Source organism: Acinetobacter johnsonii ANC 3681 (assembly GCF_000368805.1).
GTDB classification, from domain to species: domain Bacteria; phylum Pseudomonadota; class Gammaproteobacteria; order Pseudomonadales; family Moraxellaceae; genus Acinetobacter; species Acinetobacter johnsonii.
On the sequence record NZ_KB849705.1, the window covers coordinates 1496015 to 1509680 of the forward strand.

Sequence of the window (13666 nt, forward strand, 5' to 3'; positions counted from 1 at the left end):
GTATTTATGAAGTCAGAACGTGGCATAGGTTTAATTGCACTGATCTTCTGCATCTTAGTCATTGCAGCATTCTTGGTGTTTAGTATTTATTTAATAAGACTCGACTCCGTTGTACGTGACAAGTTTGAAGGCAAGCGCTGGGACATTCCTGCGAAGGTATTCGCACGCCCACTCGAAGTGTATACCAATGCCCCTGTCAGTCAGGCTGACTTCACTCAAGAGTTAAAACTTTTGGGCTATAAGTCCTCGGAAAACTATACCAAATCAGGGAACTTTGTCAGTTCTGGCAATGAGCTATATGTACATACCCGTGGCTTTGACTTCGGTGATAGTGTCGAGCCTGAACAAGTGCTTAAAGTCACCTTTGCCGATGAGCAAGTGGCTGAAGTCAGTGCAACTAAACCCTCTTCTACAGGGATTGCACGTTTAGAGCCGATGCTGATTGGCGGGATTTATCCGCAGCATAATGAAGACCGTGTCCTGATTAAACTCGACAAAGTCCCTAAGCCTTTAATTGAGGCTTTAATTGCAACAGAAGATCGTAATTTCTATAGTCACCACGGCGTTTCGATTCGTGGTACGGCACGTGCGATTGTGAGTAATGTCACGGGTGGAAAACGTCAAGGTGGTTCAACACTGACCCAACAGTTGGTGAAAAACTTCTACCTCACCCCTGAAAAAACCATTAAGCGTAAAGTCAATGAAGCATTTATGGCTTTATTGGTCGAGTTTCACTATGACAAAGATGAAATTTTAGAAGCCTATCTCAATGAAGTGAACCTCGGGCAAAATGGCAACTATTCTATTAATGGCTATGGCTTGGCTTCGCAGTTCTACTTCGGGATGCCTTTACGTGAGCTAAATATTGCACAACAAGCTTATTTGGTGGGTTTGGTACAAGGTCCAACCTTATATAACCCTTGGCGTAACCCAGAAGCTGCGAAAAAGCGCCGTAATATTGTTTTAAACAACATGTTGGTCATGGGCTATCTGACCCAAGAACAATATGAAACTGAAACAGCTCGCCCTTTAAATGTGATTGCCAAACCGACTCTCGGCCCTTCACGTTTCCCAGATTTCTTAGACATTGTACGCCGTCAGTTACGTACCGAATACCAAGAAGGTGATTTGACCAACCAAGGTCTACGCATCTTTACAACGCTCGATCCGATTGCCCAAACCAAAATTCAAGATGCGTTTAAATCGACTGTTGGTCGCTTAAGCCGTGGCTCAAGCCGTCTAAAAGAGCTACAAGGTGCGGTGTTGGTTGCTCATCCTGAAAATGGTGAATTGGTCGCAGCTGTTGGTTCAACCCAAGACTTTACGGGTTTTAACCGTGCACTCGATGCCAAACGTCAAGTCGGCTCACTGCTTAAACCAGTGATTTACCTCAGTGCAATTCAATCGGGACGTTACAACTGGGCCAGCCCAATTGAAGACAGTAGCATTAGTATTCAAGCCAATGGTAAAGCATGGACACCTAAGAACTATAGTGGTGGTGAACATGGCGTTGTACCAATGGTACAAGCACTGTCTAATTCATATAACTTATCAGCTGTTCGCCTTGGTCAAGAGTTTGGTTTATCAACGTTTAGCAATCACCTAAAACGTTTTGGTGTGACCAGTAATATTCCAACCTATCCATCCATTTTCTTGGGTGCGGTAGACATGTCTCCGATGGAAATGCTCAGCATTTATGGCAACTTTGCCACAGGCGGTTTTAAGTATCCGACTAAATCCATTCGTACTGTTGTCGATCAAAACGGTCGCTTGCTGACCCGTTATGGTTTAAATGTCCAACAAACCATTGACCCTGCTTCTGCCTATGTCCTGAACTATGGTCTACAACAAGTGATGACCTCAGGTACAGGTCGTTCAGCTTATAACACTCTACCGAACTCGCTTCAGCTTGCAGGCAAATCTGGAACCACCAATGACACCCGTGACTCATGGTTTGCAGGTTACTCGGGCAATTATGTTTCTGTGGTTTGGCTAGGTTTAGATGACAACAAACAAACTGGCTTAACAGGTTCTTCAGGCGCGTTGCCAGTGTGGACCAATGTAATGAGCCAGTTGCGTCAAAAACCAGTCAACTTACGCCAACCGGATGATGTGCAATGGCATTGGATTGATCGTGGCACGGGTTATCTTGCCGCTCAAGGTTGTGAAGGCGCAATGTATATTCCCCTCTTGCGAAACACAGTACCACGCAAAGCAACCGCATGTGGCTTACCGCATTATGAAGTTGAACCCACTTACAATCCTGAAACAGATGGTTACCAAGCTACACCTGAACAAGGCGACAGCATAGACAACTATATTCGTGAAAGTGAATCAAACATGCAGCGCAACTTAGAAGATGAGACGCAAGTCATTTCGAGTGGTAGCTACCAACCTGAATAAATAGGACGGATTTAAATTTTGATGTGGTTTAAACGTTTAAGTATCTTAGCAACCATCGTGACTGTGGCAGGCTGTCAAAGCCTCCCACAGCCAGCTGAAAAAAAGATACCTGAAAAGCCGACACAGGCGGATAAAGAGCAGAAAACACCCTCAGGGGTCACAATTCACCCTTATGACCGCGAAGAGATTCAACGTCAGAAGATTGTGATTCCTGAACAGAAAAGCAAACAACAGTTTGATGATGGGCGACAGCTTCCTGCTTTTAAAAATCTGATGCAAAAAACACAAACGGCCTATCGCCAAGGCCAGTGGAGTCAAGCACAAAGCTACGCCATGCAAGCACAGCGTTTAGCACCACAGTCGAGTGAGACCTTTTTGTATTTGGCTTTAATTGCTAATCAACAAAAACAACCTGCAAATGCGGAATCGCTTGCACGTCGCGGCTTGAGTTATGCCCAAAGCAATGCCATGAAAAAGCAGCTTTGGAGCATTATCTTAAAAGCGGGTCAAATGCAGAAGAATCAGAAAACCATTCAACAAGCCCAAACAGCAATCAAAAGTCTGTCTTAAAAGCGTGCTCCGTTAAATGGAGCGCTGCCCTGCTATACCATAAGCACCATAACTTTGTGCCTTGGCTAAATCGGCTAACTGTAAGCCGCCGAGAGCAAAAATCGGGATATGAATCTCTTCTGCAATCAAACTGAACTGTTGCCAACCCAAAGTTTCACTATTTGGGTGGCTGAGTGTATCAAGTACGGGACTGAGTAAAAGAGCATCACAGCCAATTTCTTGTGCATGTTCAGCACTGCTACGGTCATGACAGGCCGCTATATAACGCTGCCCAACGTTCAACTCCCCTTTACTCAGTTGCATCAATTGAGATTGTTTCAGGTGTATGGCCGCAACTGCCTGCTGTTGTAGTGGATTTAAACCTTTCCATAGTTCTATATTGACAATCACCCGTGCCAATTGTTCTACACTCAGTTCTGCAATTTTTAAAATATGTTCAGGACTGGCAGGCACTCGCCAATACAGCACTTGTTGTTCAGGCAAATCCTTCAACACATCGATTTGATCTGAAATTTTAATCACGGGTGCAGCATAAAGTCGCTTCAAAATGGCCTGATTGGCTTTTGGAAAGTTAAGATCTTGTAATTCGGCACGCTTGAACCACGCCCATGGTGAGTGAATGTCTGCCAATAGATGATTTGATACTACGGCATGAAATAAATGCAAATTGACAATCACATCGTCATATTCAAACTGAATACAGTCAAAAGCATGCCAATCTTGTATATCAATTCCGACCTCTTCTAACACTTCACGGCGACAAGCTTGCTCAGGCGTTTCACCTGCTTCCACCTTCCCTCCAGGAAATTCGTGCTTATTGCCCTGATGCTGTTCCGCCTGGCGCCAGCCCACCAACACTTTGCCTTGATGTAAAAGGATGGCTATAGCAACTTGAACCAAAGGTTTTGACATAATCAGATTCCATTTCAGACGTGTAGTGTATTGAGTGATTGCATGTAACGATATTGAAGTTTTTTATATTTTCAGCGAGAAAATGTTGACAGCCTCATTCGATAATGATTATCATTTAAATCGTTCAACATATACCACGGAGTCGCCAGAATGAACGCACCATTTAGCTTATTTACTCGTAACGAAACAACCCATTCACTACCAATGCTACACTCAAACAACTTATTTGCCCTAGGCCGTGAAATTCGCATTATGCATGCTGGAGAAGAGTATCGTCTACGACTCACTCGCAATAATCGACTCATTCTTACCAAATAAGAACTATAAAAACCCAATAACAATAATCGTGGAAACAAGCAGTATGTCAGCGCGTACTGCTTTTTAATGTCTTTAAGTTTGATCATTTATGCTGTTTTTATCACAGATCACAATCTGCATATCTAAGTCTCAAGCGTATTTAACAGCAGTTCCACTTTTAAACCGCCTAAGTCGGATGGACTAAATAACAACTGCCCTGCGTGTAAATCGACAATTTTCTGACAAATCGATAAGCCCAAGCCTGAACCTTGTGTTTTTGTACCTAAAGCCCGATAGAAGCGTTCACCTAAACGCTGGATAACCGCAGCGTCGACACCGTGTCCACTATTTTCAATCCTCAGTCTGAGATGCTGTTTTTCGATCGTGAGATTGATAAAAATTTGTGCCTGCTCGGGGCTATAGCGAATGGCATTGTCGAGCAAATTGCGAAGTGCGCTAAATAAGAGCTGCTCATTGGCCAATACATAAACCTGCTCTGCAAGCACCGCGCTAATTTTAATCTGTTTTGAGTCCGCAAAAGGCTGTAAAGCTTTCATCACGTCCAGCATTAGCAGACTGAAGTCAAACTTAGTCTTCGCCAAGCTTTCCTTTTGCTCAGGGTCTAGACGCGCCAGCAACAACAAATTATCCAACACCTGTACTCCACGACTGACATCTTGTTGGATCGGTTTGAACTCACTTTCAAGTTCAGGAAACTTGCGCTTGAGCACCTGAAGTCGCATTTGTATCGCAGAAAGTGGAGAACGTAGCTCATGTGAAGCATCCGCGGTAAAGCGCTGCTCTGCCACTAAAGCTTGGTCTAAACGCGCCAATAAGGCATTCAGTTGAGACAGCATCGGTTGCAACTCAATCAGCTCAGGTTCTGGCATAGAAATAGGTGCTAAATCATTGACCGATTTATTTGAAATTTGCTCTGAAACTTGATGTATCACCCGAAATTTACGTCGAATGGCAAAATGCATCAACAACCACTGTACACACCACACTAAAAACAACACACCGCTGAAAACTAGGATGCTTTGCCAAAAGGCATGGAAACGTTCGGACATCGACTGGGTCACTTGAACCTGTAAACCGTGATTATCCTGCGCAGTATAAATACGCCACAGTTTATGCTCTGACCAATAAAAACCATAAGGTGCATCTGAAACCAAACTCAAATGATCAACGGTAATTTTTTCAGGTACATCTTCGGATGCAGTCAAAAGTTGCTGTGCATTATCGAGTCGATAGCGAATTTCGAATTCATCACTAAGCTCTGCCAAGGCTTGACCATTGCTGACCGTTAAATCATCTGCCAGCAACATATCGGCCATTTCATCCATGATTTCATCTTGCATAGTCATGGTCTGATAAACCGACACCCCAATAAACATCAGCAATGCCAAAAGCCCCGCCAGTATCGAACTGAGGAGCGAACTTTTAACAAGCTGACGCTGCAGTGAAATTGGCTGAGCCATTATGTGTCCTGATTCATTCTGTAGCCCAAACCACGTATGGTTTTAATACACTGACTACCGAGTTTTTTTCGTAATTGATAAATAAAGACCTCAATCGCATTACTTTCGATTTCATCGCCCCATGCATAAAGACTTTCCTCAAGTTGTTCCCGCGTAACAACATATTCGGGCTTGAGCATCAATTTATGCAAAATTTGAAACTCTTTGGCAGTTAAATTAACAGCTTGACCATTTTGAGTCACACTTTTGGCTTGTGGGTCGAGTTGGATATTGGCATAACTCAATACCTGCGAGCTGCTATGCTGTTGCTGTCGAAGTTGTAAGCGAATTCGAGCAGATAATTCCTCTAGACTAAAAGGTTTGACCAAATAATCATTGGCGCCCAAGTCTAGACCTTCGACTCGATCTCGAATACTGTCACGCGCTGTTAAAAAAATCACAGGCGTCGAGAGGTTCTTGCCACGGACTTTCAGCAAAATGTCATCGCCTGTGGCATGCGGCAAACCACGATCTAAAAGCACACAGTCATAGTGATGCTGTTCAATGGCTAAAATGGCATGGTCACCCCGTTCCACCCAATCGACACTGTAGCCATCCATTTCAAGCCAAGTTTTAATACTCTCAGCTTGAGAGGCATCATCTTCTGCCAATAATATCCGCACTGCTTAACCTGCCTTATTACGATTGTTTAGATCATGCCGTGAAATGGCTCAAAATACAAAAACCACAGGGCTAAGATCCAATCGAAGCCCTGTGGTTTTTTAAGAAAGTCCAATCAAAATTGAATTGAGCTTGAACTAGCGTATTTAGAATTTCACCTGATCTACATCAATTTCAACGCGTTTTGCTGGTTTGTAGTCAATATCCACTTCACCGATAATGGTTACAGGTGTTTTAGCTGAAATCGCTTTGCCACCCCATAGTTCATCATCAATGTCGACAGTGATTGAACCTGTTTGGTCACGGAATTCATACTTCTCATCCCCAATGGCTTTGACCACATAACCTTTTAACTGGACGTGACTGTCATCTTTTAATGTTAACGCATGCTTAACCGTAGTTGGTGTTGAAGCAGCAACTGCCGCTTGGTTCACTGCGGTGTTTGCTACAGCGACAGTCGTTGAACCAATAACACCAGCAACCAATAACGCTTTCATCATCATATTCATATCTACTACCTCTATTTAATTGTTCACCTATTCGATGAAGTGATTAAACCAAAACTAGATGAGCTGAATCTTAAGAAAGCTTCAAGTAACGCATTAAACGCTTATTAGTTGAGTGGGACGACACGTAACACTTCTTCTAGCGTGGTGACGCCTTCTAAAACTTTACGTGCCCCCGCAATTCTTAAAGGCTCAATGCCTTCTTTTTTGGCTTGTTGACGCAGTGCAGTCAAGTCACCATTGGCACCAATCAGTTGCTTGGCCTCTAAACTCACAGGCATAAATTCATAAATACCGACTCGTCCTTTATAACCCGTTTGCCGACACTCTTCACATCCTACTGCGGTAAAGACTTTTTCAGGCATTTCCATGATGTAATCAAAAGTCAGATGCTCCCATTCTTGGCTGTTGATTTGCTTTTCAACTTTACAATGTGGACATAAACGACGCACGAGACGCTGTGCCAATACCCCTAAAATGGTTGCCGCAGTTAAGAACGGTTGTACGCCTAAATCATGCAAACGCGTTAGACTGGAAGGTGCATCATTGGTGTGCAGAGTTGACAGCACTAAATGCCCTGTAAGTGCTGCTTGAATCGCCATATTGGCCGTATCATGGTCACGAATTTCACCGACCATAATAATGTCAGGGTCTTGACGCATCAGTGCACGAACACCATCAGCAAAACCAAGATCAATGCCTGTATTCACCTGCATTTGGTTAAAACTCGGCTCTAACATTTCAATCGGGTCTTCAATGGTACAGACGTTCACCTGTTCGGTAGCTAATTGTTTTAAGGACGAATAAAGCGTAGTGGTTTTACCTGAACCTGTTGGCCCTGTCACCAAAATAATGCCGTGACTATGCGAGGTCAGTGCTTGCCAATCACTGAGCAAATGCCCTTCAAAACCCAACTGCTGAAAACTGCGCACTAAAACTTCAGGGTCAAAAATACGCATCACCAACTTTTCACCAAAAGCAGTCGGTAAAGTCGAAAGACGCAGTTCTGTTTCTTGCCCTTTCGGTGTCCGTGTTTTTAAACGTCCATCTTGTGGTTTACGTTTCTCTGCCACGTTCATTCGACCTAAAATTTTAATCCGCGAAATCACCGCGGTTAAAGTATTGGCTGGCATGTTATAAATCGTATGCAATACCCCATCAATACGGAAACGAACTTTGCCATTGTCTTTACGTGGTTCTAAGTGAATATCACTGGCACCTTGCTCAAAAGCAAACTGTAGAACCCAGTCGACTAATTTAACAATGTGTTGGTCATTCGCATCAGGGTTTTGACTATCGCCCAACTGTAAAAGTGCTTCAACGCCTTTATTATCACGCTCATAACTCCCAGACTTCTGGGAGTTACTGACAGCACGACTCACCTGATAATACTCGACCATATATCGCTGTAATTGTTCAGGGCTGAGTAATACACGCTGGATTTTTTTTGGTGCAACATTGTGCTCCAAATTTGCGATCCAATCTTTCATATACGGCTGATCTGTTGCAATCAACACTTGATTGGCCTGAACTTCAACAGCCAAGATTTTATTGCGAAAGGCGAATTCTTGAGACATCACCGAAGTCAAAGCTTGCACATCGGCTTTGAGTGGATCAATCACATAAAACGGTAATTGGGTCTTTTCGGCTAACCATTGACACAGCCGATTTAATGTCAGTCTCGACTGTGGATGCAACTGATCCACCAGATTAAAATGAGCAATCCACTGTAATGGATGCCACTTCAATTGATCGCGTTGACGGTGCGAGGTTTGTACTAGATTTTTTTCTTTTTCAGTAATTCGCCCATCTTTAAACAGTTGATCTAAGCACCAAGTGGTATCAATTTCAAAATTAAAATTCATTGTTATACGTCCCCAAACATAACCCCACTATAGCAAGATTTTCTGTATTCATTCGCACAAAGCATAAGCAAATCCTACAAATATCGAGGAGTAGCCAAGCTCATCAATATAATCACGAATTTACTCACAAATCTTGCTCTTTTAACTTGAATCCACCTTCAGCATTCGCCTATATTTTAGACAGGTCATTAGATTTTGTGAGATAGGCTTGGACTTCAGCGCAATTTCCATCAACAGCTTAGCTTTATCTGAGGTCCTCATCACCTTGGCTTCAGCATTAGGCTGTGGCCTATTGATTGGTTTAGAACGTGAACGAAGTAAACAACGTGAAAACCAACAGAGCTTTGCAGGACTACGCTCCTTTGCAATTTGTGCACTCCTCGGTGCTATTTGTTTTTTATTTGGTGTCAGTATTGGCATTGTCGGTGCGCTGATCATCGGCGGCATCGTTATATTCTCAATGAAAAACCAAACAGAAGATTTGGGTTCAACCACTGAACTTGCCTTTGTCATGACTTATTTTATTGGTGCCATGTGCTTATGGAATACATCACTTGCTGCAGGTTTAGCCGTGCTCCTGACCATTATTTTAATGACCAAACATCCTATGCACAGCATTGCGGGGAAATGGATTACTGAGGCAGAGTTTAAAGACGGTATCTTTCTTCTAGCACTGATTCTAATTGCCTTGCCCTTAACGCCGAATACGCCTTTATGGGGTGCTGTGCTGAATCCCTATATTATTTTAAAATTAGTCACGCTCATTCTTGCTGTTCAAGCGCTTGCACATATTGCCAAACGACTACTGAGCACAAAAAATGCCATGATTTTATCGGCAATCGCTTCAGGTTTTGTATCCAGTACAGCGACTGTTGCCAGCTTAGGTATGGAAGTACGTGCAGGTCGAGCACTGGCCAAACCCAATGCAGGTGCGGCCCTTATGTCCTGTATTGCCACTTTGTTACAACTACTAATTATAGTCGCAGGTGTGAGTATACTTTGGCTCAAAACCATACTGCTTCCGACCCTTGTAGCAAGTGTCCTTTTAGGGATCTGTGCTTATGCGTTGGTACGATCTGCCCCTGCACAAGAACAACATCAACCCACTGATTCACGCATGTTTAGCTTAAAAGAGGCTGGCATTATTGCCCTGACTTTGACGTTCATCCAAGCGGGTGTGTATGGACTTAACCTTTGGCTGGGAGATGCAGGTTTAATAGCAGGGACTTTGCTGGCTTCTTTATTTGAAATCCATGCAGCGATGGCAACTGTGGTCATGCAAGGAGCACCAGCAGACACGGCAGCAATGTCTGCATTTATCTTAGGTTTGGCTGCACACGCTGTTGCCAAATCCGTTAATGCCGCCTTAACAGGTGGTAAGCAATACTTTATAGCTTTTGCCCCGATTCAGATTTTGCATATGATGGTTTTGATTGGGCTGTTGTATTGGAGCTTCTCTCTTTAAGACTCTCATTCTACGGCCGTAATATTCACTGTAGTTTCACCCACTGTAAAAGCGATATCAACAGCAGCAAATTTCATTTTATATACCCGCGCTTCATCATCCTGATACGCAGGTCGTGGATCTAAAGATAAAACGGCTTCAAGTTCTTGTACAGTCTGTACAGACAATTTCCCACTCATCAAGAGCTGCTGCTTCTGTTCGATTGCCCTATCCGACCATATCACCAATTTACGTTTAGGTTCATCTTGCGCATAGCCACTTTCTGCATCTATAACGGCATCTGAGTAGTGAATATAGGGTTTAATATCGACAATCGGGGTGCCATCTAGCAAATCACTTCCTGTGACATACACTCGAACAGACCTCCCTTCTTTTTTGACACACTTGAGCTTTACCACCGATAGACCAATCGGTGAAGGACGATACATGCTGCGAGTAGCAAACACCCCTATTTTTTTATTCCCTCCTAAGCGTGGCGGACGAACTTGTGGGCGAAACTGGGTTTTTTCTGGATTTTTATTGTCATGAAACTGCCACACCAACCATAAATGACTAAATGCCTCAATCCCTTCAAAGGCTAGAACATCATTATAGGGCGCTAACATTTCAATATACGATTCCACTTGAACCAAATTAGGCTGACGAGGAATACCAAACTTTTCCTTATAAGAAGAGTGCATATAGCCAATAATCGGCAAGGTTAACTCAGTCATCATCACTTTTTCTAATAAGCTCAATTAAATATATTCAGTTTATCGAGAATGATTTTAGATTAGAATAGCAACCTGTTCTAATTTGATAATTTATTGAGACCTTTAATGGCTGCTTTCAACGTCGAAAAGATTACTCACGTCCACCATTGGAATGATACTTTATTCTCTTTTAAAACGACGCGCGACACTGCTCTACGTTTTAAAAACGGTCAATTTGTGATGATCGGCCTTGAAGTAAATGGCAAACCGTTAATGCGTGCTTATTCTATCGCTAGCGCAAACTACGAAGAAGAACTTGAGTTTTTCTCAATTAAAGTTCCTGATGGCCCGTTAACCTCTATTTTACAAAAAGTTAAAGTGGGCGACGAAATTTTGGTATCTAAAAAGCCTACTGGAACTTTAGTGCTTGATGACTTAAACCCAGGTAAAAACTTATACCTGCTTTCTTCTGGTACAGGTCTTGCACCGTTCTTGGCAACCATTCGTGACCCTGAAACCTATGAACGTTTTGAGAAAGTGATTGTGGTTCATGGTACACGCTTCATTTCTGAGTTGGCTTACCAAGACCTCATTTTAGACGAACTTCCGAACAATGAGTTCTTTGAAGAATTAGGCATTAAAGACAAATTGGTTTACTACCCAACGGTTACTCGTGAAGACTATCCAAACCAAGGTCGTGTCACAACTGTGATTGAAACTGGCGAGATTTTTGAGAAGATCGGTTTACCACGTTTCAACCCAGAAACGGATCGTGCAATGCTTTGCGGTAGCCCTGCATTCCTCGATGACGTTGCTGCACTTCTAGACCAACATGGTTTAAAAGAATCGCCACGTATGGGTGTACTCGGCGACTACGTGATTGAACGTGCATTCGTTGAAAAATAAGATCGTATAAATATAATAAAAAACCGAAGCTTAGGCTTCGGTTTTTTTATTTACTCTTTGCATAGTTTTATCTAATATTAAAAAAAATAACAAATCTAGAATTTAAACCAATGACCTTTCCAGAACTCAAATTTAAAGACTATTTACATCCGAAACCCAAGCCCAGCGGCCTCGATATACAGTGCAAACTCCAGCATTTTGCCCTCATTACTTATGCCGTTGACCCTACTCGTTTTAAAGAAATCATTCCAGCACGGTTTAAGCTAGACACGGTACACTACCAAGGCAAACAAGATGCACTGATGTCGGTAGTCCCCTTTATCGATGTCGATTTCAGCTCCGCAGTTTACCCTTTCCCAAAATTCACGATGGGGCAAACCAATTATCGGATCTACGTAATTGATCAGGAGACACAGGAACGTTGTGTTTGGTTTTTAGGAACGACTTTGGACTCTTGGACACTGATCGTTCCTCGTTATGTTTGGCAACTACCGTGGCATCCTGCACAGATTGAGTTTGATTGTCAGCAAGATGTAGAGGGTCGATATACACAATATAAAATGCGTACCCAATCGGCATGGGCCACTTCAGATGTACATTTGTCTCAGTCCGAACATGACCAATGGCATTTTGAAGGCTTTCCCAATTTAGAAAGCTATCAGGTCTTCTTGACTCATCCTTTGGCAGGATTTTACCATCGCCGCGATGGAAAACTTGGCAGCTATCGCGTGTGGCATGGTCGCTTAAATCCGAAACCTGCAACGCTGCATTACGCTCGCTTTGAACTTTTAGCAAGACTCAATCTTGTATGCTATGAAGATCAGCTCAAGCCCTATAGTGTTCTGATTGAACCAATCAATGAATTTACCATTTATTTACCCCCAAGGTGCTTAAATCATTTGGGTAAATAACGCAACAAATAATAAATACCCTACATATTTTAAGGAATATTAAGCATGATGAATAAATTTCAGCTAAGATAATGAGAGACTGGTTGTTTTTCTCCACAAAGTCTCTATAATTCAACAAAACAGACAAGTCTGTCTATTTTTGCTGAAATACTGAATGACCGAAAACATTCAGAGGGTACAAAAAATATAAGAAGGCACATTAAGTTGCTCATATTCATATCATGCATTATTGTCAAATAATGTGCGATATGGAACATAATCATTATCAGCAAAGCGCGATAACTTAACCGTTATCGCGCTTATTTATTTGTACTTGATTTATTTTAAACTCATTTAAGCCAGCAATATAATGTGTATTGGGTTAAGTTTAAGATGAAATTTTATACATTAGACAGCTGAAAGTTCCATTTGGATTAAAGTATTCACACGCTTCCAATAATCTTCCAAATGCACTTGGTTCGGATCGATTTGCGCTTGTATGGTCATGCCATCCAAAATACTGGATAAAAAAGCCGCCAACTGTTCATCCTGCTTCACACCTAGACGATTCAAAGCCTGACATAACTTGCCTTTTAACCATTCTTTATAATCAATTGCAGGCTGTAGCGAAGAAGGATAAATTTTTGAAATTTCTTCAACTGCCTTTTGGAACATACAACCATTAAAATCCGCGCTATGAAACCAAGCATGGTACCATTCAAAAATTGCACGAATATGGGAGAGATAATCACTTGGGTCACATTCAGCAATCGTCGCTTCAAGCGACTGCTGTAAATTTTGGTTTCTTGTCACTAAGCATTCTTCAATTAATTTAGCTTTAGATGGGAAGTATTTGTAAAACGTCATTTTAGCAACGCCAGACTCGCTAATAATCCGATCCACACCGATAGAATTATAACTATGTGAGTTAAAGAGATTAAGCGCTGTGTTAATGATGTCTTCTTTTTTTGACATTTATTTTACCTGATGCACAAAACTTTAAAATTAAGCCATTAACC

13 protein-coding genes are annotated in these 13666 nt (G+C 42.3%); 6 read left to right on the forward strand and 7 right to left on the reverse strand.

Going from position 1 to position 13666, the window contains the following annotated elements; all coding sequences use genetic code 11:
- The first annotated feature begins 6 nt into the window (after positions 1–6).
- Together mrcB and F946_RS11365 are read left to right on the forward strand one after the other, a co-directional pair.
- Entirely contained in the window at positions 7–2403 is a 2397-nt protein-coding gene (gene mrcB / locus F946_RS11360; protein ID WP_004982380.1) for a penicillin-binding protein 1B, read from the forward strand.
- Positions 2404–2424: 21 nt separating this feature from the next.
- Positions 2425–2973 (forward strand): tetratricopeptide repeat protein, encoded by a 549-nt coding sequence (locus tag F946_RS11365; RefSeq protein ID WP_004982382.1) that lies wholly within the window; start codon positions 2425–2427, stop codon positions 2971–2973.
- Positions 2974–2985: 12 nt separating this feature from the next.
- Here the strand turns inward: F946_RS11365 and F946_RS11370 are convergent, their stop codons facing one another.
- Positions 2986–3885 (reverse strand): NUDIX domain-containing protein, encoded by a 900-nt coding sequence (locus F946_RS11370; protein ID WP_004982385.1) that lies wholly within the window; start codon positions 3883–3885, stop codon positions 2986–2988.
- Positions 3886–4035: 150 nt separating this feature from the next.
- Here F946_RS11370 and hemP point away from each other — a divergent pair, with 150 nt between their 5' ends.
- A complete protein-coding gene (gene hemP, locus F946_RS17080) occupies positions 4036–4203 on the forward strand; it encodes a hemin uptake protein HemP (RefSeq protein WP_004982394.1) in 168 nt (55 codons plus the stop codon).
- Between the two features lie 122 nt (positions 4204–4325).
- Here the strand turns inward: hemP and F946_RS11375 are convergent, their stop codons facing one another.
- The 4 genes from F946_RS11375 to F946_RS11390 all read right to left on the reverse strand — a co-directional run bounded on the left by F946_RS11375 (position 4326) and on the right by F946_RS11390 (position 8694).
- Positions 4326–5663: a sensor histidine kinase gene (locus tag F946_RS11375; RefSeq protein WP_004982395.1), complete on the reverse strand. Its 1338-nt coding sequence runs from the start codon at positions 5661–5663 to the stop codon at positions 4326–4328.
- Positions 5663–6325, reverse strand: coding sequence for a response regulator transcription factor (locus tag F946_RS11380; protein ID WP_004982398.1), 663 nt, complete (start codon positions 6323–6325; stop codon positions 5663–5665). The genes F946_RS11375 and F946_RS11380 overlap by 1 nt, the downstream gene beginning before the upstream one ends.
- Positions 6326–6469: 144 nt before the next feature.
- A complete protein-coding gene (locus F946_RS11385; RefSeq protein WP_004696098.1) occupies positions 6470–6832 on the reverse strand; it encodes a NirD/YgiW/YdeI family stress tolerance protein in 363 nt (120 codons plus the stop codon).
- 104 nt (positions 6833–6936) lie between these two features.
- Positions 6937–8694, reverse strand: coding sequence for a type IV pilus assembly ATPase TfpB (locus F946_RS11390; RefSeq protein ID WP_004982400.1), 1758 nt, complete (start codon positions 8692–8694; stop codon positions 6937–6939).
- A gap of 208 nt (positions 8695–8902) precedes the next feature.
- Between F946_RS11390 and F946_RS11395 the strand changes: the two genes are divergently transcribed.
- Positions 8903–10159 carry an MgtC/SapB family protein gene (locus F946_RS11395; protein ID WP_004982403.1) on the forward strand — a complete coding sequence of 419 codons (1257 nt, stop codon included), beginning with the start codon at positions 8903–8905 and terminating at the stop codon, positions 10157–10159.
- Positions 10160–10164: 5 nt separating this feature from the next.
- On the opposite strand, the gene tsaA is transcribed toward F946_RS11395, so the two are convergent.
- Positions 10165–10875 carry a tRNA (N6-threonylcarbamoyladenosine(37)-N6)-methyltransferase TrmO gene (gene tsaA / locus F946_RS11400; protein WP_035326744.1) on the reverse strand — a complete coding sequence of 237 codons (711 nt, stop codon included), beginning with the start codon at positions 10873–10875 and terminating at the stop codon, positions 10165–10167.
- A 102-nt stretch (positions 10876–10977) separates the two neighbouring features.
- On the opposite strand from tsaA, the gene F946_RS11405 reads away from it, so the two are divergent.
- Both F946_RS11405 and F946_RS11410 read left to right on the forward strand, forming a co-directional pair.
- A complete protein-coding gene (locus tag F946_RS11405) occupies positions 10978–11757 on the forward strand; it encodes a ferredoxin--NADP reductase (RefSeq protein ID WP_004982408.1) in 780 nt (259 codons plus the stop codon).
- A 110-nt stretch (positions 11758–11867) separates the two neighbouring features.
- Positions 11868–12668 carry a DUF2071 domain-containing protein gene (locus tag F946_RS11410; RefSeq protein ID WP_004982410.1) on the forward strand — a complete coding sequence of 267 codons (801 nt, stop codon included), beginning with the start codon at positions 11868–11870 and terminating at the stop codon, positions 12666–12668.
- Between the two features lie 387 nt (positions 12669–13055).
- On the opposite strand, the gene F946_RS11415 is transcribed toward F946_RS11410, so the two are convergent.
- Positions 13056–13622, reverse strand: coding sequence for a TetR/AcrR family transcriptional regulator (locus F946_RS11415; RefSeq protein WP_004982412.1), 567 nt, complete (start codon positions 13620–13622; stop codon positions 13056–13058).
- Between the last annotated feature and the right edge of the window lie 44 nt (positions 13623–13666).

Excerpts from the sequence above, each read along its gene's own strand:
- mrcB (WP_004982380.1), top strand. The coding sequence starts at position 7 with ATGAAGTCAGAACGTGGCATAGGTTTAATTGCACTGATCTTCTGCATC.
- F946_RS11365 (WP_004982382.1), top strand. The coding sequence starts at position 2,425 with ATGTGGTTTAAACGTTTAAGTATCTTAGCAACCATCGTGACTGTGGCA.
- F946_RS11370 (WP_004982385.1), bottom strand. The coding sequence starts at position 3,885 with ATGTCAAAACCTTTGGTTCAAGTTGCTATAGCCATCCTTTTACATCAA.
- hemP (WP_004982394.1), top strand. The coding sequence starts at position 4,036 with ATGAACGCACCATTTAGCTTATTTACTCGTAACGAAACAACCCATTCA.
- F946_RS11375 (WP_004982395.1), bottom strand. The coding sequence starts at position 5,663 with ATGGCTCAGCCAATTTCACTGCAGCGTCAGCTTGTTAAAAGTTCGCTC.
- F946_RS11385 (WP_004696098.1), bottom strand. The coding sequence starts at position 6,832 with ATGAATATGATGATGAAAGCGTTATTGGTTGCTGGTGTTATTGGTTCA.
- F946_RS11390 (WP_004982400.1), bottom strand. The coding sequence starts at position 8,694 with ATGAATTTTAATTTTGAAATTGATACCACTTGGTGCTTAGATCAACTG.
- tsaA (WP_035326744.1), bottom strand. The coding sequence starts at position 10,875 with ATGATGACTGAGTTAACCTTGCCGATTATTGGCTATATGCACTCTTCT.
- F946_RS11405 (WP_004982408.1), top strand. The coding sequence starts at position 10,978 with ATGGCTGCTTTCAACGTCGAAAAGATTACTCACGTCCACCATTGGAAT.
- F946_RS11410 (WP_004982410.1), top strand. The coding sequence starts at position 11,868 with ATGACCTTTCCAGAACTCAAATTTAAAGACTATTTACATCCGAAACCC.
- F946_RS11415 (WP_004982412.1), bottom strand. The coding sequence starts at position 13,622 with ATGTCAAAAAAAGAAGACATCATTAACACAGCGCTTAATCTCTTTAAC.